We start from the raw sequence: 18144 nt of genomic DNA on the forward strand, positions 1-18144 counted from the left end.
GCCCACCATGACCGTGACCACCCAACGCGTTGCCGTACCCGATGTCCCCGCCGAAATCGACGAAATCGTCGCCTGGCACAGCCACATCTACTTCTCCGAGGACACCCGCCACATCGCCGAGCGCCTGAACGAAGAACTGCAGGACCGCTTCAAGATCTGGGACTACCGCTGGCTGGATCAATCCAACGGCCTGCACCCGACGCCGATGTTCCGCTTTGCCCTGCTCAAGGAAGATTTCGAGCGCTATGTGTACTGGATTCTCGAAGCGCGCCAGGGGCTGAGCGTGTTGCTGCATGCGATCACCGAGAACGTCTACATCGACCACTCCTACCTCACGCTGTGGTTCGGCAAGCAGCTCGACCTGGGGTTGGACGGCATGCGCGAAAAAGAAGCGCAACGCCTCGCCGGCGAACCGACCGAAGTGAACAGCGTGCTGCTGGTCGGTCAGCAACGTCACCTTGCCGGGACGGTGCGCTACCGCCCGGGCGATGACACCTACAAGACCCGCGACTGGCCCGCGCCGAAACTGGCCTGACCCTCACTGAAAGCGCCAGCCCTCCCGGCGAGGGCGGCGCTGCCTGCCAGAACCGGTCATCCGGCCTGTTTGAATCCAAGGACTTCCATGACGTCGACCACGGTTCCCGACTCGCATATCCCCACACTGGCTTCGAGTCCGTTTCGCTTCACCCTGCAATTCGCACGGCACTTTCTCGGTTGGTATTTGCTGATCGTGACCTTGCAAATCCTCTCCTCGGCCTGCGGCGTCACCGTGTCGCTGGCGCTGGGTCAGGTGGTCGGCGCGCTCAGCCACGACTTTTCCGGCCCGCGCGACCTCAACGCCGTCTGGCCGCCGCTGATCCTGTTCGTGGCGCTCAATCTGGGCGAACTGGTGTTTGGCCGCGTCGCCGGTTTCTGCCGCGTGCACGTGGCGCCGCTACAGCGCACCCGCGTCACCGCCCACCTGTTCGCCTACCTGCAACACCACTCCCAGCGCTACATCGGCAGCAACTTCGCCGGTTCCCTGGCCAACCGCATCTCGGAAACGTCGATGGGCGTCAACATGACCCTGTGGGCGCTGATCTTCGACGTGATGCCGGTGCTGGTGACCATGGCCGTGGCGGTGATCATTCTCGCCGGCGCCAGCCCGTTGCTGGCCGGCTTCACCTTCGTCTGGTCCATCGCCTTCGTGCTGCTGTCCTATGTGCTGGCGCGGCGCTGCCAGCCGTATTCCCGGCTGTTTTCCGCCGCCCGCAGCGAAACCACCGGCCGCGTGGTCGACGCCGTGAGCAACCTGACCGCGGTGCGCCTGTTCGCCCGCATCGGTTTCGAACGGGCCCACCTGCAGCAATTCCTCTCCCGCGAAGTGGACGCCGCGCGGCGCGCCTGGGGCTTCAACGAGAAGATCGTGCTGTTCCAGACCAGTGCCTCACTGGTGCTGAAAATCGGCCTGCTGGGTTTTGCCCTGTGGCAATGGCGCGAGGGCGTGATCGGCGTGCCCGAGTTCGTCATGAGCACCACGCTGTCGTTCGTGGTGATCGCCGAAGCGCGCAACATCAGCCGGCGGTTTCTCGACCTGTTCGAGTACTTCGGCAACATCGAAAACGGTGTCAGGACCATCGTCGTGCCCCACGAGATCGTCGACAGCGAACAGGCGCGCGAGATCAAAATCGCCGCGGGCAGCATTGAAATCCGCAACCTCAGCTTCGGCTATCAGCCCGGCCAGGTCCTGTTCCACAACCTCAATCTGGTGATCCCGGCCGGACAGCGCGTCGGCCTGGTGGGTTATTCCGGGTCGGGCAAGTCGTCGCTGCTCAACCTGCTGCTGCGTCAGTACGATCCACAGCAAGGCGTGATCAGCATCGACGGCAAAGACATACGCCAGTTCACCCAGCACTCGCTGCATTCGCAGATCGGCCTGATCCCCCAGGAACCGGGCCTGTTCCACCGCAGCCTGCTGGACAACATCCGCTATGGCGATCCAGACGCCAGCGAGTCGGCGGTCGAGTCCGCGGCGCGGCAGGCCCATGCGCACGACTTCATCGAGAAAATGGACAAGCGCTACCACTCGCTGGTGGGTGAGCGTGGCGTGCGGCTGTCGGGTGGGCAACGGCAACGCATCGCGATCGCGCGGATCATCATCAAGAACGCGCCGATCCTGATCATGGATGAAGCGACCGCGAGCCTCGACTCCATCACTGAACAGGCCATCCAGGACACGCTGACCGACGTCATGCGCGACAAGACCGTACTCGTCGTCGCCCACCGCCTGTCCACGGTGGCACAACTGGACCGGATTCTGTTTTTTGATAATGGGCAGATCATTGAAGACGGTTCGCACGAGGAACTGCTGTCGCGGCCCGAGGGTGCGTATCGACGGCTATGGGAGCGTCAGGTGGGGGGTGTGTTGCCGCTGCATGCGGTGGGGTGATCTTTGGGTTTGGGCTTGGGTTTTGTGCGTTTATCCATTGGATGCAGCGAGCCTGCCGGTGAAGTTACGGGCAGCACCTGGGCTCGCGCATCGTCCTTCGCGAGCAAGCTCGCTCCTACAGCATCGGTGGGTTGCGTGCCAGCGATAGACGCCGGCAGGCAGGTCGTGCGCTCGAACTCAGCGATAACGCTCAAGCCAATGCGCGTAAGGCGCCGGCAAGGTCCACGACGCCTTCTCCACGCCCAATTCCTTGGCCGCGAAATACGCCCAATGCGGATCGGCCAGATGAGCGCGGCCCACCGAGACGATATCCAGTTGGCGCGAACTCACCGCTTCTTCCGCCAGTTGCGGCGTACCGAAGCCCCACGCGGAGGTGACCGCCAGGCCGCTTTCGTCACGCACACGGCGGGAGATTTCACCGAGGAACGCCGGGCCCCACGGGATGTTGGTTTCGGCGATGGTGAAGCCGACGCTGACGCTCAGCAGGTCAAGGCCACCGGCCTTGAAGCGGCGGGCCAGTTCGATGGATTCGCTGAGGGTCTGCTCGTCGCGACCGTCGTACTCGATCACGCCGAAACGCGCGGTCAGCGGCAGGTGCTCGGGCCAGACTTCGCGCACGGCGGCGAGGGTTTCAAGCAGGAAACGGCTGCGGTTGTCGAAGCTGCCGCCGTAGGCGTCGGTGCGTTGGTTGGAGTGTTCGGAGAAGAAGCTTTGCGCCAGGTAACCGTGGGCGAAGTGCAGTTCGATCCACTCGAAGCCGGCTTCAAGGGCGCGACGGGCACCGTCGACGAATTCCTGTTTGACCCGGGCGATGTCGTCCAGGGTCATTTCCCGCGGTACTTTCGGCAGGTGGTGACCGAAGGCGATGGCCGACGGCGCGATGGTCTGCCAGCCACGGGCGTCGTCTTCGGCGATATGGTCGTCACCTTCCCACGGACGGTTGGCGCTGGCCTTGCGGCCGGCGTGGGCGATCTGGATGCCCGGCACCGAACCCGCGGCCTTGATTGCCTTCACCACCGGCACGAACGCCTGGGTGTGCGCGTCGCTCCAGATACCGGCGCAACCGGGGCTGATGCGGCCTTCAGGCGCCACGGCAGTCGCCTCGACCACCACCAGACCGGCACCGCCACGGGCCATGCTGGCGTAGTGAACGTGGTGCCAGTCGTTGACGATGCCGTCTTCGGCCATGTACTGGCACATCGGTGGAATGGCGATGCGATTGCGCAGGGTGAGGTCTTTCAAGGTGTAGGGTTGGAAAAGTTTGGACATGCAGGAGGCTCCGACAGGTTTTGATACGATTGTTCGATAGTATTCGAACTATGGCATTTAGTGAAGCGTCCGTTATCATCAGCACCATGCGCGCCTACAAACACCCCGATCCCCAAGACTTCGTACTCGAACGTATCCTCTACGCTCTGAGTGACCCTGTTCGCATGGAAATCGTTCGCTGCCTGGCCGGTGTCACGGAAGCCACCTGCGGCGAACTCGACGGCGGGCGACCGAAGTCGAGCATGTCCCATCACTTCCGTGTGCTGCGTGACGCCGGCCTGGTGCAGACCCGTTCGGTCGGCACCACGCATATGAACTCCCTGCGCCTCGACGCGCTGGACGGGCGTTTTCCGGGGTTGATCGGGGCGATCCTGTCGCACAAGTGAGGCGGGCTCAGGCCGGCGCCGTCTGACGCTCGCGCAACCGCCAGTACCCCAACACCGCCACCAGCAGCACCGCGCCGCCCGCCGCCAGCGCCACCGTGAAACCAGCCTGCGCCCCGCCCTCGTCCAGCACCTGCCCGGACAACGCCGCGCCCGCCGCCACGCCGACATTCAAACCAGCCAGCAGCCAGGTCATGCCTTCGGTCAGCCGCTGTTCGGGCACCACCCGCTCCACCAGCGACATCGCGACGATCATGGTCGGCGCGAAGAACACCCCCGCCACCAGCACCGCGGCAATCAACGTCGCAATACCTCCGACCAGCGACAACGGCACCGTCGTCGCCGCCGTCGCCAGGCCGCCCAGCAGCAACAGGCGATGCAGCGGCTGATTCAAGCGCAGCGCGCCGAATACCAGCCCCGCCACACACGAGCCCAACGCATAGGCCGACAGCACCAGGCTCGCGGCGGCCGGTTGTCCGAGTGCTGCGGCGAAGGCCACGCTGACGATATCGACCGTTCCGACGATCACGCCCATGGCCACCATCAGCAGCGTCAGCAGCCGCACCTCGCCCAGGCCCATCACGGAACCACCGACCTGCCCCGCCTCCCCCGCCGCCAGCACCGGCGGCTCGCTGCCGCGCTGCGCCACCAGCGCCAGCACACCGATCACCAGCAACAGCGCCGCCATCAAGGGCCCGGCCTGCGGGAACCACGCCACGCACAACCCCACCGACAGCGGCGGTCCGGCGATAAAGCTCACTTCATCGAGCACGGTTTCAAGCGAATACGCCGTCTGCAACTGCGGCTGCCCGCGATAAAGCGCCGTCCAGCGTGCCCGCACCATCGCCGACAGGCTCGGCATGAAACCGCTCAGCGCGGCGCCGAGAAACAGGCTCCAGTCGCCCAACGGCCAGCCGCTACCGAGCAGCAACAAGGCCATGCCCAGCACGCTGATCGCGGTCGCCAGCGGCAACACCCGGCGTTGCCCGTGACGATCCACCCGCCGGGAAATCTGCGGCGACAGCAGCGCGTAAGTCAGCACGAAGGTCGCCGACACCGCCCCGGCCAGCGCGTAGCTGCCGCGCAGTTGCGCCAGCAGGGTGATGATGCCGATGCCGGTCATGGGCAACGCGAGGCGCGCCAGCAGACCAGCCAAAACAAAGGCCCGCGTACCGGGCTGGTCAAAAAGCGATCGATAAGGATTGTTCAATGTTGCGCTCCTTGGCACCTCGCGCTTGCCATTGCGGCAGGCGACGGGAAAAATACATACGGCTCGTATGAATAAAAGCCTATTTACATACGCAGCGTATGTAAAGTCCCTCTTCAAGGAGAAACGGATGGCCCGCCGTACCCGCGCCGAAATGGAAGAAACCCGTGCCGCCCTGCTGGCCACGGCCCGCAAGGCGTTCAGCGAAACCGGCTACGCCGCCGCGTCGATGGACGAACTCACCGCACAGGCGGGCCTGACCCGGGGCGCGCTCTACCATCATTTCGGCGACAAGAAAGGTCTGCTGGCGGCGGTGGTCGAGCAGATCGACGCGGAAATGGATGAGCGCCTGAACGTTATTTCCGACACCGCCGAAGACACCTGGGAAGGCTTCCGCACGCGGTGTGAGGTGTATCTGCAAATGGCCCTGGAACCGGAAATCCAGCGCATCGTCCTGCGCGATGCCCGCGCCGTGCTGGGCGGTGCCTCGGCGGACTCACAGCAGCATTGCATTGCGTCGATGCAGGTGCTGATCGAGCAGTTGATCGAGGAGAAAATCGTCGTGGCACTGGACCCGCGGGCGCTGGCGCGGTTGATCTACGGCAGCCTGGCCGAAGCGGCGGTGTGGATCGCCGAAACCGAAGCGGGCGACGAACGCTTGGCCCAGGCCAGTGAAGCGTTGGCGGTGTTGTTGCGGGGCATTCTGAGGCTGAGTCGCTAGCCGGCAGATCTTCAGCGCCCTTGAGATCCAGCGCCGCCCGCGCGGCGCATCGCCGGCAAGCCGGCTCCCACAGGGGTTTGTCTGTCAGTCAAGGCCATGGCGCGCGGCAACCATTGTGGGAGCCGCCGCCGCGATCAAGGCAACATAAACGATTCCACATAAGGAACATGTTCTTCACGACATGGGCGCGGTGGCTCTGTCTCTCTAGCATGGATCTCGCACTCGGACCCGGACTCGCCCCCAGCGCCAGTGCCACGCCCATAACAAGGAGAACAATAATGTCCACCGCCGCCTTGGCCTGCCAGACCGTGACCTGGAACCCGATCACCAAGACCAGTAGCTTCACCGACCACGACCGCGAGGTTCTCACCCGGCACTGGCACCCTGTCGCCTTCAGCGCGGACGTCACCGACAAACCCTACGCCGTCTCCCTGCTGGATGAGCCAGTGGTGCTCTACCGCACCGGCAACAAGGTGAATGCCGCCCGCGACATTTGCAGCCACCGCGGCGCGCCCCTGAGCAAGGGCTGGGTCCAGGGGGAAAACATCATTTGTCCGTACCACGGCCTGCACTTCGGCACCGATGGGCGCTGCACCCGCATACCGTCGGAACCCAACGCCAACCTCACCGAACGCCACCGCATCCAGATGTACGCGACCCGCGAGGACTACGGGCTGATCTGGGTATTGATGTCCGGCACCGAAGCCCCGTTCGCGCAGATGCCGTCGTGGCATGACGAGAGCTTCCAGCGCATTCTTCCTCCGTCGATCGATATCGCGGCATCCGCTGGCCGCCAGGTCGAAGGCTTCATCGACGTGGCCCACTTCGCCTGGATTCACCACGAAGCCTTTGCCGACCGCGACAATCCCGTGGTGCCAACCTACAAAGCCGAGGTCACGCCATACGGGGTACACGCCGAGTACGTCAGCAGCGTCAGCAACTTCCCCAAGTCAATGCAGCACCGGGCACCTGAGGGCTTCCAGTGGAAGCGTACCTTCGATGTCTTTGCGCCCTTCACCGCGCGCCTGACGGTCAATTTCCCCGACCCGGAGCACCGCCTGGTAATCCTCAACGCGGCCAGCCCGATTTCCGCGCGCAAGACCCGGATGTTCTGCGCCATCACCCGCAACTTCGACAAGCAGATGCCGCTGGACGACGTCTATGCCTTCAACCAGCAGGTCTTCGAAGAGGACCGCGACATCGTCGAACTTTGCCGCCCGGAAGACTTGCCGCTGGACCTCTCGCTGGAAATCCATATTCCCGCCGACCGCTCTTCCACCGCCTACCGTCGTGCCCTGAGCGCGCTGGGCCTGGGCCGCGCCTTTACCAGTTGATCAACTGACGGGAGTTTCGACCATGTACACATGGGAATGTCTGGTGTGCGGCTTCATCTACGACGAAGCGGCCGGAAGACCGGAAGACGGTATCGCGGCGGGCACCCGCTGGGAGGAGGTGCCGCAGGACTGGTACTGCCCGGAGTGCGGCGTCGGCAAGGCCGACTTCGAGATGGTCAGGATTGCCGGACCGGGGGTGGCGGCGACAGCCGCGGCCCTCCAGCCGGACCCGGTGGTCATCCTCGGCTCGGGGCTGGCCGGCTACACCCTGGCCCGCGAACTGCGCAAGCTGGATGCCGACACGCCGATCCTGATCGTCACCCGCGACGGTGGCGAGTTCTATTCCAAGCCGGCACTGTCCAATGCCTTTCAGACCGGGCGCCTGCCCGATCAGTTGGTGACCTCCAGCGCCGAGCAGATGGCGACGCAGTTGCGCGCCCGCATCAAGACCCGCACGACCATCGAACACATCGATGCCCAGGCGCAGGTGGTCTACATCGATGATCAGCCGCAACGCTACAGCGCGCTGGTCCTGGCACTGGGCGCCGATGCCCGCCGCCCGGACCTGGCCGGGGATGGCGTTGACGCCATCGTCACCGTCAACGACCTGGAGGACTACCGCGAGTTTCGCCAGCGGATCGGCGTCGACAGTCGCATCGCCATTCTCGGCGCCGGGCTTATCGGTTGCGAGTTTGCCAACGACCTGCGCCATGCCGGCCACCACGTCCACGTCATCGACCGCGCCACCTGGCCGCTGAGCCGGCTGCTACCGTCCGAAGCCGGAGACGAGATGGCGAATGCGCTGGGCGCCATCGGCGTTCACCTGGCGCTGGGCAATGCACCGGTAGCCGTCCAGCGGAGCGGAGATGGCTTCAGGTTGCAGATGGCCGACGGTGCCGTGCTCGACGTGGACTACGTGCTGTGCGCCATCGGCCTGGAGCCTCGCGGCAAACTGGCTCAGGCGGCGGGAATCGCCGTCTCGGGCGGCATCATCACCGATGCCTGCCTACGCACCAGCGCCCCGAACGTGTATGCCTTGGGTGATTGCGCGCGGGTTCATGACCTGGTGCTGCCGTATGTGATGCCGATCATGCTGCAGGCCCGCGCCCTGGCCCAGACCCTCGCCGGGCAACCCACGCCGGTCGCCTACCCGGCGATGCCGGTGACCATCAAGACCAGCGTCCTGCCCACCGTCGTGGCTTCGCCGCTGGACAGCAACGGCCGGTGGTCAACCGACCTGGGCGAACGCTGCGACAAGGGCATCGCCACCGTGAAATCGCTCTATCACGACGAGCACCGCCGCATGCTGGGCTTCGTGCTGATGGGCACGGCGATCCAGGAGAAGGCTGAACTGCTCAAAGCGCTCCCGGACTGGCGCTAGCAGAGGGAGCTGACGAGCATCTGTGTGCATGGACGCACTTCTGGGCATCGTTATATATTTCAATACATAACGATGCCATTTTTTGCCAACGCCAGGCCTTCGACACAGACACTGCCATGCCCAACTGCGACGCCCAACTCCTGCGCACGCTCTACACCCTGCTGACCGAGTGCAGCGTGTCGCGCACCGCCGAGCTGCTCGGACAAACCCAGCCCGCCGTCAGCGTCGCCTTGCGCCGGCTGCGCGAACTGACCGGCGACCCCTTGCTGGTGCGCAGCGGCAGTCGCATGCTGCTGACCAGCCACGCCCAGACCCTGATCGACCCGGTGGCCCAGGCGCTGGAAGGTATCGAGCAGATCCTGCACCCGATGGACCGCTTCAACCCCGCCACCACCCGCCAGACCTTTCGCATCAGCACGCCGGATTACCTGAGCGTGTTTTTCGTGCCTGCAATCGTCGAGCGCTTCTATGCCCAGGCGCCACTCGCCACGCTGGAGCTGACCCACCTGCAAGCCGAAGGCGGTTATTCACGAGGCCTGGAGGAAGGCTATCTGGATTTGGTGATCGGCAACTGGAGAACCCCCGCCGATCACCTGCACCTGCAACCGTTGTGCGACGACGATCTGGTGTGCCTGATGCGCGACGAACACCCCATCCGGCCTGGCGAGCTGACCCAGGAGGCCTACACCCGGGCGGACCACCTCGCCGTGATGACCCACAATGCCTCCGGCCAGGGCACCATTGGCGCCGAACTGGCCGGAAGCGGCCTGGCCAGACGGGTGACGACCACCCTGCCCTACTTCTGCATCGCCCCGTATGTGCTGGTCAAATCGAACCTGGTCTTCACCACTACGCGATCATTTGCCAAGCACTACAGCGAATTGTTGCCGCTGCGTATCGAACCCTTTCCCGTCCCCGCCCAGCCCTTGCGTTACTACCAACTCTGGCACGCACGCAAACATCGCTCGGAGGCCTCGAAGTGGCTGCGTGGGGTGGTGCTGGCAGCGGCCAGGGCGATTGCGCCCGAGCCATCGCTTCCGGGCTGATCCCTGGCGAAGACAGCAGCCCCCTCACTCCGCCACCGACACTCGATACGCCTTGCGATTCGCCGACCGCGCAAAGCACACGAACAACGCCGCCATCACCGCCAGTGCCATCGGCAAACCGTGCGGTGCCACGTCCATCGCCGCGCCGCTGACCAACGGCCCGATCAGGCTGCCCACGCCCCACAGCAAGCCGACACTGGCATTGGCCGTCACCAGATCCTGCCCCTTGAACTGCTGCCCGATCAGCACCAGCGCCAAGGTATACACCCCGCCCGCCACCGCCCCGAGCAACACCAGCGCCGGCCACAACAGCCACTGCACCTGGATCAGCCACGGCAATGCCAGGCCGATCAGCATCGCCACCACGCCACAGACCAAGTGCACCAGCGTGCGCTCGCAGCGATCCGCCAGCCAGCCGATGGGCAACTGGAACAGCATGTCGCCCGTCAGGATCACCGTCACCATCAACGCCGCCACACCCACCGCGTAAGCGTGGTTAGTGGCGTACACCGGCAGCAGCGAGAGGATCACCGCGTCGAAGAACGAGAAGAACAGCACGCCCATGCACAGCGCGGGCGCGACGCGGAAGAAGCCGGCGAGGGAGAAGCTCTTTTCAGCGTCCTCGCCGTGCTCGACATGATCGTTCGGCACGCACCAGACAATGCAGCCCAGCGCCAGCGCATACCCCACCGACACCATCACGATCAGCCACGGTCCCTGCGCGCCGAGCAGCGAAAGCATGGCCGGGCCGAGCATCTGGCAACCGGTGAAGGCCGTGGCGTACAGCGCCATGACCTTGCCGCGGTTGTGTTCTTCGCTCAGTTCATTGACCCAGGATTCGCCGAGGATGATCGCCACCCCCATGCCGAGCCCGAGGCCCAGGCGCAACGCGCCGAGCAGGTAGATCGACGAGAACGCCCACTCGATCAACCCGACACTGAGGGCGCAAATGCTGAAGCTGAGCAGGTAGATCATGCGCCGGGTCAGGTGCCGGCAGCAGGCGTCGACCATGAAGGCCGACAGCATCATGCCGGCCGCGGGCGCGGCGGACAGAACGCCGATCTGCAGGCTGCTGGCCCCGGCGTCGAGCAGGCGCAGCGACACCAGCGGCAGGGTCGCGCCGAGGCTGAAACCGATGATGGAAACGACAAACAACAGACCGACGAGAAAACGCTTGTTCATGACTCACTCCACAACCGCCGGCGCGCGAGGCAAAGGGCTCACGCGCGGGCGCAACACGCTCGATGACAGAAGACGAACGGACCACGACGGCCCGCGAAGGTCAGGCGGCGATGGTGTGTGGCGAGAAGGTGAACGCGAACAGCACGCTGCGCCGGCGCTTGAGCACCGTGTCACTCGGCCAGTCACGACGAACGGCCCGGACGACGGGCTGTTGAGCGATGAGGTGGCAGTTGACGCGGTTCATGGTCGGGCTACAGCAAGGGGATTGGAAAGGGCCGGCACTCTAGGCCATGGGCTTCGGTGCCGTCAATCAGCCACTGGTCGGGCGTGGCGACGGGGTCACGACAGCCGCGACGGCAAGGCTTCCTCATCAGGCGCCGTTCCCACCACTAAACGATTGCGGCCTTCTTGTTTGGCGCGGTACAGCGCGAGGTCCGCGACACTGAGCAATGAGGTCAGGGCAACACTGTCGCCGGGGCGGTCGGGGTCGTAGCTGGCGCAACCGATGCTCAGGGTCACCCGCCCCATGGGGCTGGCGGCATGGTTGAGGTTGGCGTCGTAGATTTCCTGGCACAGCTCGCGGGCGACGGTGCGCGCGCCATGGGCGTCGGTGTCGGGGAGGATCACCGCGAACTCTTCGCCGCCATAACGGCAGACCTGATCCCCCGGGCGCAGCAAGGACTGGCCAAGCAACATGGCGATCTTGCGCAGACACTCGTCGCCGGCCTGATGGCCATAGTGGTCGTTGAACACCTTGAACTGATCGACATCCACCATCAGCAGTGACAGCGGCCGGCCTTCGCGGCGGGAGCGCGCCTTCTCCTGCAACAGCGCTTCGTCGAAGCGCCGGCGGTTGGGCAGGCCGGTGAGGAAGTCTTCGCTGGCCAGGGCCTGCAGGCGGGCATTGGCCTGGGCCAGTTGCGCATTGCTTTCGGCCAGGGCCTGGCGCATCAGGCATTGCTCGGTGATGTCACTGAGGGCCAGGGTCATGCCGAGGACTTCGTGGTCGAGGTCGCGCACCGCGCCGATTTTCATCAGGTACGTGTGGCCCTTCCAGTCCAGTTCGCGGTCCGCCAGCGCCTGGTCGCGCTCCAGTTCCGCGAGGCACTGCGCCAGGTCCAGTTGCTCGACGGGCAGCAGCGCGGGCAGCGGTTGCCCGACCAATTGCGTGGCGTCGCCGCCGAGCAGTTGGCCGAGCGCACGGTTGACGTTGACCAGCACGCCCTGCCGGTCCACCAGGCCCAGCGCCACGGAAGCCGCGGCGTACAGCGCTTCGAGTTGCACTTCGCGGCGGTCCAGCGGGCCGATGCCGGGCGTGACGTCACGGTCGATGCCGCGGTAGCCGGTGAAGGTCCCCTGCGCGTCGAACAGCGGCACGCCGCTGGTTTCCAGCACTACCAGGCGGCCATCGGAGCGGATATTGCGGTTGATCAATCCGGCGAAAGGACGTTGCTCGGCCACGATCCCGCCGAAGATCGCGCCGACCCGCGCGGCTTCGTCCGGCGGCATGAAATCGAACGGTGTCTTGCCCAGCACCTCGCTCGGGGCGAAGCCGAGCATCTGTCGGCTGTGCTCGGAACAGAAGGTGTAGCGGCCCTGGCTGTCCACTTCCCAGAGCCAGTCGGAGTTGTGCGCGATGATTTCCCGCAGGCGCAGGACTTCCTGTGCTTCGGGGAGTGGCTCAGGAGCGGAGGCGTTGGGCATAGGGGCTACTTCGGAGAACAACCGGAAGATTGCAAAGCGCCACGTTACTGGATCGGAGCCCAACCGGGCAAATCCGGCGTAACGTGGCGCTTCAGACCTGTCAGCGCTTCTTCGTCGACGGCAGCAGGATCGCCAGAATCCCCAACAGCGGCAGGAACGAGCACAGGTAGTAGACGTACTCGATACCGTGGATATCCGCGAGGTAACCCAACAGCGCCGCGCCGATGCCACCGAAGCCGAACATCAGGCCGAAGAACACCCCGGCGATCATGCCGACATTGCCCGGCACCAGTTCTTGCGCGTACACCACGATCGCCGAGAACGCCGAGGCGAGGATGAAGCCGATGATCACGCTGAGCACGCTGGTCCAGAACAGGTCCGCGTAGGGCAGCGCCAGGGTGAACGGTGCCACGCCGAGGATGGAGAACCAGATCACCGCCTTGCGGCCGATGCGGTCGCCGATCGGCCCGCCGAAGAAGGTGCCGGCCGCCACCGCCCCGAGGAACAGGAACAGATGCAGTTGCGAACTGCCCACCGAGAGGTCGAACTTCTCGATCAGGTAGAAGGTGTAGTAGCTGGTCAGGCTGGACATGTAGAAGTACTTGGAGAACACCAGCAGCCCCAGCACCACCAGCGCGCTGATCACCCGCCCGCGTGACAAACCGTGGGTCGCGGCCTGACCGGCCTTGGCCTTGAACAGGTTCAGGTGCTCGCGATACCAGCGGCTCAGGCCGTAGGTCACTATCACGGCGGCCACGGCGAACAGGCCGAACCAAACGACGTTGCCCTGGCCGAACGGAATGATGATCGCCGCCGCCAGCAGCGGGCCGAACGCCGAACCGGCGTTGCCGCCGACCTGGAAGGTCGACTGGGCGAGGCCATAGCGGCCGCCCGAGGCGAGCCGGGCGATCCGCGAGGTTTCCGGGTGGAAAGTCGAGGAGCCGATGCCCACCAGCCCGGCGGCCAGCAGGATCATCGCGAAGCTGCCGACATACGCCAGCATCACGATGCCCACCAACGTGCACAACGTACCGAGCGGCAGCAGGTTGGGCATCGGCTTGCGGTCGGTGTAGAAACCCACCGCCGGTTGCAGCAGCGAGGCGGTGATCTGGAAGGTCAGGGTAATCAGGCCGACCTGGGCGAAGCTCAGGTCATAGTTGGCCTTGAGCAGCGGATAAATCGACGGCAGCACCGCCTGGATCAGGTCGTTGATCAGGTGCGCCAAGGCGCAGGCGGCAATGATGCGCATCACCAGCGGGCTGCTCTGGCTGGCAGCGGACGCGGTTGGCGCGGCGGTACTTGAGGACATGGGACAGCATCCATCGGAGGGCAGGAAAGGCTCCGATTATGGCGAAATCGTTAGCAAGCGCACTATTCTTTTTGCCGAACGGCTGCTTGTGAATAATTCTCAATAACGCTAGCATCGCCGCTCATTTCACCTGCGCGGCGCCCAGCATGTCCGAGGATCAGGAAGACCGAAGCCTGGCGGGGCTCTACCAGCGCCACCGCAGCGAACTGATGGCCTTTCTCACCCGTCGCACGCGCTGCCGCGAGACCGCCAGCGACCTGCTGCAGGACGCCTTCATCCGCCTGATGCACAGCGAGCGCGGCGAAGTCGGCAACCTGCGCGCCTTCCTTTACCGCATCGCCAGCAACCTGAGCATCGACCACGCCCGCCGCAATCAGGTGCGCGGGGTCAATGACGAGCAGGCGCTGGAACAGTTGCTCACCGAAACCAGCCCGGAACGCAGTGCCGTGGCGGGCAACACCCTGGCGCACCTGGAGCGGCTGATCGACGGCCTGCCCTCGCCGACCCGCGAGGTTTTTCTGCTGGCCCGGGTCGAGCAAATGAGCTACAAGGACATCGCCGCAAAACTGGGCCTGGAGCATCGCGCCGTCGAGCGCCACCTGAACAAAGCCTTGAGCCACTGCGCAGCCGCCGCTCTGCATGCGCGCAACCAGACCGAATCGTCATGACCGTCCCGTCCTCTCCCGCCGACCTCGCCGCCGATCCCGCGCAACAAGCGCTGGACTGGTTCACCCGGCTGCGCGCCGAGGACCTGAGCGCGGCCGAGCGGCAGGCTTTCGAGCAGTGGCGTGAGGCGCCGGACAACGCGCGGGCGTTCGCCGAAGTCGAGTCGCTGTGGCAGGTGCTTGAACTGCCGGCGCGGCGGGTGCGCAAGGCCGAGCGCGCGCGCGGCAAGCGCTGGCCTCGGCTGGCGACCGCGGCCTGCCTGCTGCTGGCGGCGGGTGTCGCCTGGTCGCAATGGCCGGCCTTGCAACGCCTGAACAGCGACTACGCCACCCACGCTGGCGAACGCGGCAGCTTCACCCTCGCCGACGGCTCGCAACTGCGCCTGGACAGCAACAGCGCGGTGGATGTCGAACTGGACGGCGCGATTCGAACGCTGCACCTGCGCCAGGGGCGACTGTTCCTTGAGGTGAAACACGATGGTCGGCCGTTCGTGGTCAACGTCGATGACGCCCAGGTGCGGGTGCTCGGCACCCGGTTCTCGGTCGCGCGCGGCGACGGGATCGATGAAGTGGTGCTGGAGAGCGGCAAGGTGCAGGTGCTCGCCGGCGCGCAAACCCAGGTCCTCACGCCCGGCCAGCGCCTGACGGTGCACGGCGAGCAGATCGATCCGCCGCAGGCGGTGGATGCCGAACGCCTGCTGGCCTGGCGCGACGGTCAGTTGCGGGTCCGCGATGTGCCGCTGCGCGAGGTCCTCCAGCGACTGGCCGACTATCAAGGCCAATCCTTGCTGCTGCTCGACGCCGCTGCCGGACAGCGCCTGGTCAGTGGCAGCTTCAACCTCGACCAGGCCGACAACGCCCTCGATGCCCTGCTCAGCAGCCAGAAATTGCGCGCCGATTCCCTCGCCGGGCGCTGGCTGATCGTGCGCTGAAAATTATTTTCGCGAGCGTCCGGTAATTCCTGAATCTACTGCGTCACACCTCCACATAAGAAGCATTACCATTTGTATTCTGGGGGAGGACACATGCAGTACCCATTCGATTTCGCCTTCAAACGCCTGCCATTGGCCCGCGCCATCCTGGCCGCGACCCTGGTCACCGCGCTGCCGGCCGGCACCTTGCAGGCCGCCGAGACCAGCACCCGCGAAGCCCAGGCGCAGCGTTTCGACTTCACCATCGGCGCCCAGCCGCTGGCCGACGCGCTCGATCAGTTCAGCGCGCAGAGCGGCTATCAGGTGATCTACCAGAGCAGCCAGGTCGGCGGCATGCAGTCGCCCGGCGTGCAAGGACGGCTCAGCGCCGACGAGGCGATCCAGCGCCTCACCGCAGGCACCGGCGCACGCCTGAGCCAGCCCAACGCCAACAGCTTCCTCCTCGACCTGCCGGTGAACCTCGACGGCGGCAGCCTGCAACTGGATGCCCTGAGCATTTCCGGCAAGGCGCCGGGCTCGACCACCGAAGGCACCGGGCTGTACACCACCTATTCCTCCAGCAGCTCGACACGGCTGAACCTCAGCCCGAAGGAAACCCCGCAGTCGCTGACCGTGATGACGCGCCAGCGCCTCGATGACCAGCGCCTGACCAACCTGTCCGACGCGCTGGAAGCCACGCCCGGAATCATCGTCACCCGTGACGGACTCGGCGCCGAAAGCGACGCCTATTGGTCCCGCGGCTTCGCGGTGCAGAACTACGAGATCGACGGCGTACCCACCGTCGCGCGCATGGACAACTACACCCAGAGCATGGCCATGTACGACCGCGTCGAAGTGGTCCGCGGCGCCAGCGGCCTGATCAGCGGCATGGGCAACCCGTCGGCGACCATCAACCTGATCCGCAAGCGCCCGACCTATGAAAGCCAGGCGAGCATCACCGGCTCGGTCGGCAATTGGGATCGCTACGGCAGCGGCTTCGACGTGTCCGGCCCGCTGAATGAAAGCGGCAACGTGCGCGGGCGGCTGGTGGCGGACATCAAGAGCGAGCATGCCTGGGTTGATCGCTACAAACTCGATGCCCAGACGCTCTACGGCATCACCGAATTCGACCTGAGCGAAGACACCCTGCTGACCGCGGGCTTCAGCTACCAGCGCACCGACGTCGACTCGCCCCTGCGCACCGGCTTGCCCACCCGCTTCGCCTCGGGCGAGCGCACCAACCTGAGCCGGTCGATCAACAGCGCCCCGACCTGGTCCTACAACGACCACGTGCAGACCAGCTTTTTCACCTCGATCGAACATCAACTGGGCAACGGCTGGAGCGGCAAGGTCGAGTTCAGCCACTCGGAAAACCAGTTCGACGAGGTGTTCGGCTTCCTGATGGGCAACCTGAATACCGACGGCAGCGGCCTGTCGCAATTGCCTGTGCGCTTCTCCGGCACGCCGCGCCAGAACAACCTCGACGCTTACCTGACCGGCCCGTTCAGCCTGCTGGGGCGCGAGCATGAGTTGATCACCGGCGTGACCCTGTCGCAGTACCGCGAGCATGTACCGAGCTGGGGCGGCTGGCGCTATGACTACAACGCCACGTCCGATGCGGCAGTGGGCAATATCTTCGATTGGGACGGCAAGCAGCTCAAACCGGAATTCACCGAATCCGGAAAATCGCGCATGAAAGAAAACCAGTACGCCGCGTATGCCACCACGCGCCTGAACCTGACCGACGACCTGAAACTGATCCTCGGCAGCCGGGTGATCGACTGGAAACGCGACACCGAGGACAAGCCCTACGGCGCGGAGACGACCGAGGTCAATCGCAAGGAAACCGGCGTGTTCATCCCGTACACCGGGGTGGTCTACGACCTGGACGACACCTGGTCGGTCTACGCCAGCTACACCAAGATCTTCAGCCCGCAGGGTTCGTGGGTCCGCGACGAAGACAACAAACCGTTCGACCCGATGGAAGGCGTGGGCTACGAGATCGGCATCAAGGGCAGCCACCTGGACGGCAAGCTGAACTCCAGCCTGGCCGTGTTCAAGCTGGAGCAGGACAACCTCGCCATCTGGCAGCACGACAACGTGTACTCGGCCGAGCAGGACACCACCTCCAAAGGCGTGGAATTCGAACTCAGCGGCGAATTGGCGGAAGGCTGGCAAGCGGCGGCGGGTTACGTCTACACCACCACCACGGACAAGGACGACGAACGCATCTACACCATCCTGCCGCGACACAGCCTGAAGACCTACACCAGCTACCGCCTGCCGGGCGCGCTGGACAAACTGACAGTGGGAGGCGGCGTGAATTGGCAGAGCAAGGTGGGCAGCGACCTGCACACCTTCACCCAGGGCAGCTACGCCGTGACCAACCTGATGGCGCGCTACCAGATCAGCCAGAACCTGAGTGCGACGGTGAACCTGGACAACGTGTTCGACCGAAAATACTTCAGCATGACCAGCAGCTACGGCAACTACGGCACGCCGCGCAGCCTCATGACCGGCTTCAAATACGACTTCTGACGCCGCATTCGGCTAAGCGGTTGATAGCGCGCAAAATTTTTTGAAATAGAGTGTTGACAGATATTC

General features: G+C 64.9%; 16 protein-coding genes. 10 read left to right on the forward strand and 6 right to left on the reverse strand.

The features are described from left to right. Positions 1-7: 7 nt before the first annotated feature. Positions 8-535: a DOPA 4,5-dioxygenase family protein gene (locus CKW37_RS23770; RefSeq protein WP_095158666.1), complete on the forward strand. Its 528-nt coding sequence runs from the start codon at positions 8-10 to the stop codon at positions 533-535. 87 nt (positions 536-622) lie between these two features. Further along, positions 623-2428 carry an ABC transporter ATP-binding protein gene (locus CKW37_RS23775; RefSeq protein WP_095158667.1) on the forward strand — a complete coding sequence of 602 codons (1806 nt, stop codon included), beginning with the start codon at positions 623-625 and terminating at the stop codon, positions 2426-2428. 177 nt (positions 2429-2605) lie between these two features. On the opposite strand, the gene CKW37_RS23780 is transcribed toward CKW37_RS23775, so the two are convergent. Continuing rightward, positions 2606-3697: an NADH:flavin oxidoreductase/NADH oxidase gene (locus CKW37_RS23780; protein ID WP_095158668.1), complete on the reverse strand. Its 1092-nt coding sequence runs from the start codon at positions 3695-3697 to the stop codon at positions 2606-2608. 50 nt (positions 3698-3747) lie between these two features. Between CKW37_RS23780 and CKW37_RS23785 the strand changes: the two genes are divergently transcribed. Then, a complete protein-coding gene (locus CKW37_RS23785) occupies positions 3748-4083 on the forward strand; it encodes a helix-turn-helix transcriptional regulator (RefSeq protein ID WP_095158669.1) in 336 nt (111 codons plus the stop codon). A gap of 7 nt (positions 4084-4090) precedes the next feature. On the opposite strand, the gene CKW37_RS23790 is transcribed toward CKW37_RS23785, so the two are convergent. Then, on the reverse strand, positions 4091-5290 hold the full coding sequence (locus CKW37_RS23790; protein WP_095158670.1) for an MFS transporter: 1200 nt from the start codon (positions 5288-5290) through the stop codon (positions 4091-4093). 127 nt (positions 5291-5417) lie between these two features. Between CKW37_RS23790 and CKW37_RS23795 the strand changes: the two genes are divergently transcribed. From CKW37_RS23795 to CKW37_RS23810, 4 genes are all read left to right on the forward strand, one after another. After that, entirely contained in the window at positions 5418-6008 is a 591-nt protein-coding gene (locus CKW37_RS23795; protein ID WP_095158671.1) for a TetR/AcrR family transcriptional regulator, read from the forward strand. A gap of 278 nt (positions 6009-6286) precedes the next feature. Beyond that, positions 6287-7342 carry an aromatic ring-hydroxylating dioxygenase subunit alpha gene (locus tag CKW37_RS23800; RefSeq protein ID WP_095158672.1) on the forward strand — a complete coding sequence of 352 codons (1056 nt, stop codon included), beginning with the start codon at positions 6287-6289 and terminating at the stop codon, positions 7340-7342. 22 nt (positions 7343-7364) lie between these two features. After that, complete coding sequence (locus CKW37_RS23805) at positions 7365-8723, forward strand: FAD-dependent oxidoreductase (RefSeq protein WP_095158673.1); 1359 nt, start codon at positions 7365-7367, stop codon at positions 8721-8723. Between the two features lie 116 nt (positions 8724-8839). Beyond that, the gene (locus CKW37_RS23810; RefSeq protein WP_095158674.1) at positions 8840-9769 is read left to right on the forward strand and encodes a LysR family transcriptional regulator; all 930 of its coding nucleotides are present in this window, start codon (positions 8840-8842) and stop codon (positions 9767-9769) included. Between the two features lie 24 nt (positions 9770-9793). Here the strand turns inward: CKW37_RS23810 and CKW37_RS23815 are convergent, their stop codons facing one another. The 4 genes from CKW37_RS23815 to CKW37_RS23825 all read right to left on the reverse strand — a co-directional run bounded on the left by CKW37_RS23815 (position 9794) and on the right by CKW37_RS23825 (position 13964). After that, positions 9794-10951, reverse strand: a complete 1158-nt coding sequence (locus CKW37_RS23815) for an MFS transporter (protein WP_095158675.1) — start codon at positions 10949-10951, stop codon at positions 9794-9796. A gap of 100 nt (positions 10952-11051) precedes the next feature. Beyond that, entirely contained in the window at positions 11052-11195 is a 144-nt protein-coding gene (locus tag CKW37_RS33020; RefSeq protein ID WP_177454474.1) for a hypothetical protein, read from the reverse strand. Between the two features lie 95 nt (positions 11196-11290). Then, the gene (locus CKW37_RS23820) at positions 11291-12655 is read right to left on the reverse strand and encodes a diguanylate cyclase (protein ID WP_095158676.1); all 1365 of its coding nucleotides are present in this window, start codon (positions 12653-12655) and stop codon (positions 11291-11293) included. A 100-nt stretch (positions 12656-12755) separates the two neighbouring features. Further along, entirely contained in the window at positions 12756-13964 is a 1209-nt protein-coding gene (locus CKW37_RS23825; protein WP_095158677.1) for an MFS transporter, read from the reverse strand. 146 nt (positions 13965-14110) lie between these two features. Between CKW37_RS23825 and CKW37_RS23830 the strand changes: the two genes are divergently transcribed. The 3 genes from CKW37_RS23830 (at position 14111) to CKW37_RS23840 (ending at position 18078) form a co-directional block, all read left to right on the forward strand. Then, positions 14111-14632, forward strand: a complete 522-nt coding sequence (locus tag CKW37_RS23830; protein WP_095158678.1) for an RNA polymerase sigma factor — start codon at positions 14111-14113, stop codon at positions 14630-14632. Further along, positions 14629-15561, forward strand: a complete 933-nt coding sequence (locus CKW37_RS23835; RefSeq protein WP_095158679.1) for a FecR domain-containing protein — start codon at positions 14629-14631, stop codon at positions 15559-15561. Before CKW37_RS23830 ends, CKW37_RS23835 begins: the two co-directional genes overlap by 4 nt. A 93-nt stretch (positions 15562-15654) precedes the next feature. Then, positions 15655-18078, forward strand: coding sequence for a TonB-dependent receptor (locus tag CKW37_RS23840; protein WP_095158680.1), 2424 nt, complete (start codon positions 15655-15657; stop codon positions 18076-18078). The last annotated feature ends 66 nt before the right edge of the window (positions 18079-18144 follow it).

The organism is Pseudomonas sp. Irchel 3E13 (assembly GCF_900187455.1).
GTDB lineage: Bacteria > Pseudomonadota > Gammaproteobacteria > Pseudomonadales > Pseudomonadaceae > Aquipseudomonas.

Coding starts and splice junctions, on each gene's coding strand:
- CKW37_RS23770 (WP_095158666.1), top strand. CDS start 8: ATGACCGTGACCACCCAACGCGTTGCCGTACCCGATGTCCCCGCCGAA.
- CKW37_RS23775 (WP_095158667.1), top strand. CDS start 623: ATGACGTCGACCACGGTTCCCGACTCGCATATCCCCACACTGGCTTCG.
- CKW37_RS23780 (WP_095158668.1), bottom strand. CDS start 3,697: ATGTCCAAACTTTTCCAACCCTACACCTTGAAAGACCTCACCCTGCGC.
- CKW37_RS23785 (WP_095158669.1), top strand. CDS start 3,748: ATGGCATTTAGTGAAGCGTCCGTTATCATCAGCACCATGCGCGCCTAC.
- CKW37_RS23795 (WP_095158671.1), top strand. CDS start 5,418: ATGGCCCGCCGTACCCGCGCCGAAATGGAAGAAACCCGTGCCGCCCTG.
- CKW37_RS23800 (WP_095158672.1), top strand. CDS start 6,287: ATGTCCACCGCCGCCTTGGCCTGCCAGACCGTGACCTGGAACCCGATC.
- CKW37_RS23805 (WP_095158673.1), top strand. CDS start 7,365: ATGTACACATGGGAATGTCTGGTGTGCGGCTTCATCTACGACGAAGCG.
- CKW37_RS23810 (WP_095158674.1), top strand. CDS start 8,840: ATGCCCAACTGCGACGCCCAACTCCTGCGCACGCTCTACACCCTGCTG.
- CKW37_RS23815 (WP_095158675.1), bottom strand. CDS start 10,951: ATGAACAAGCGTTTTCTCGTCGGTCTGTTGTTTGTCGTTTCCATCATC.
- CKW37_RS33020 (WP_177454474.1), bottom strand. CDS start 11,195: ATGAACCGCGTCAACTGCCACCTCATCGCTCAACAGCCCGTCGTCCGG.
- CKW37_RS23820 (WP_095158676.1), bottom strand. CDS start 12,655: ATGCCCAACGCCTCCGCTCCTGAGCCACTCCCCGAAGCACAGGAAGTC.
- CKW37_RS23825 (WP_095158677.1), bottom strand. CDS start 13,964: ATGTCCTCAAGTACCGCCGCGCCAACCGCGTCCGCTGCCAGCCAGAGC.
- CKW37_RS23830 (WP_095158678.1), top strand. CDS start 14,111: ATGTCCGAGGATCAGGAAGACCGAAGCCTGGCGGGGCTCTACCAGCGC.
- CKW37_RS23835 (WP_095158679.1), top strand. CDS start 14,629: ATGACCGTCCCGTCCTCTCCCGCCGACCTCGCCGCCGATCCCGCGCAA.
- CKW37_RS23840 (WP_095158680.1), top strand. CDS start 15,655: ATGCAGTACCCATTCGATTTCGCCTTCAAACGCCTGCCATTGGCCCGC.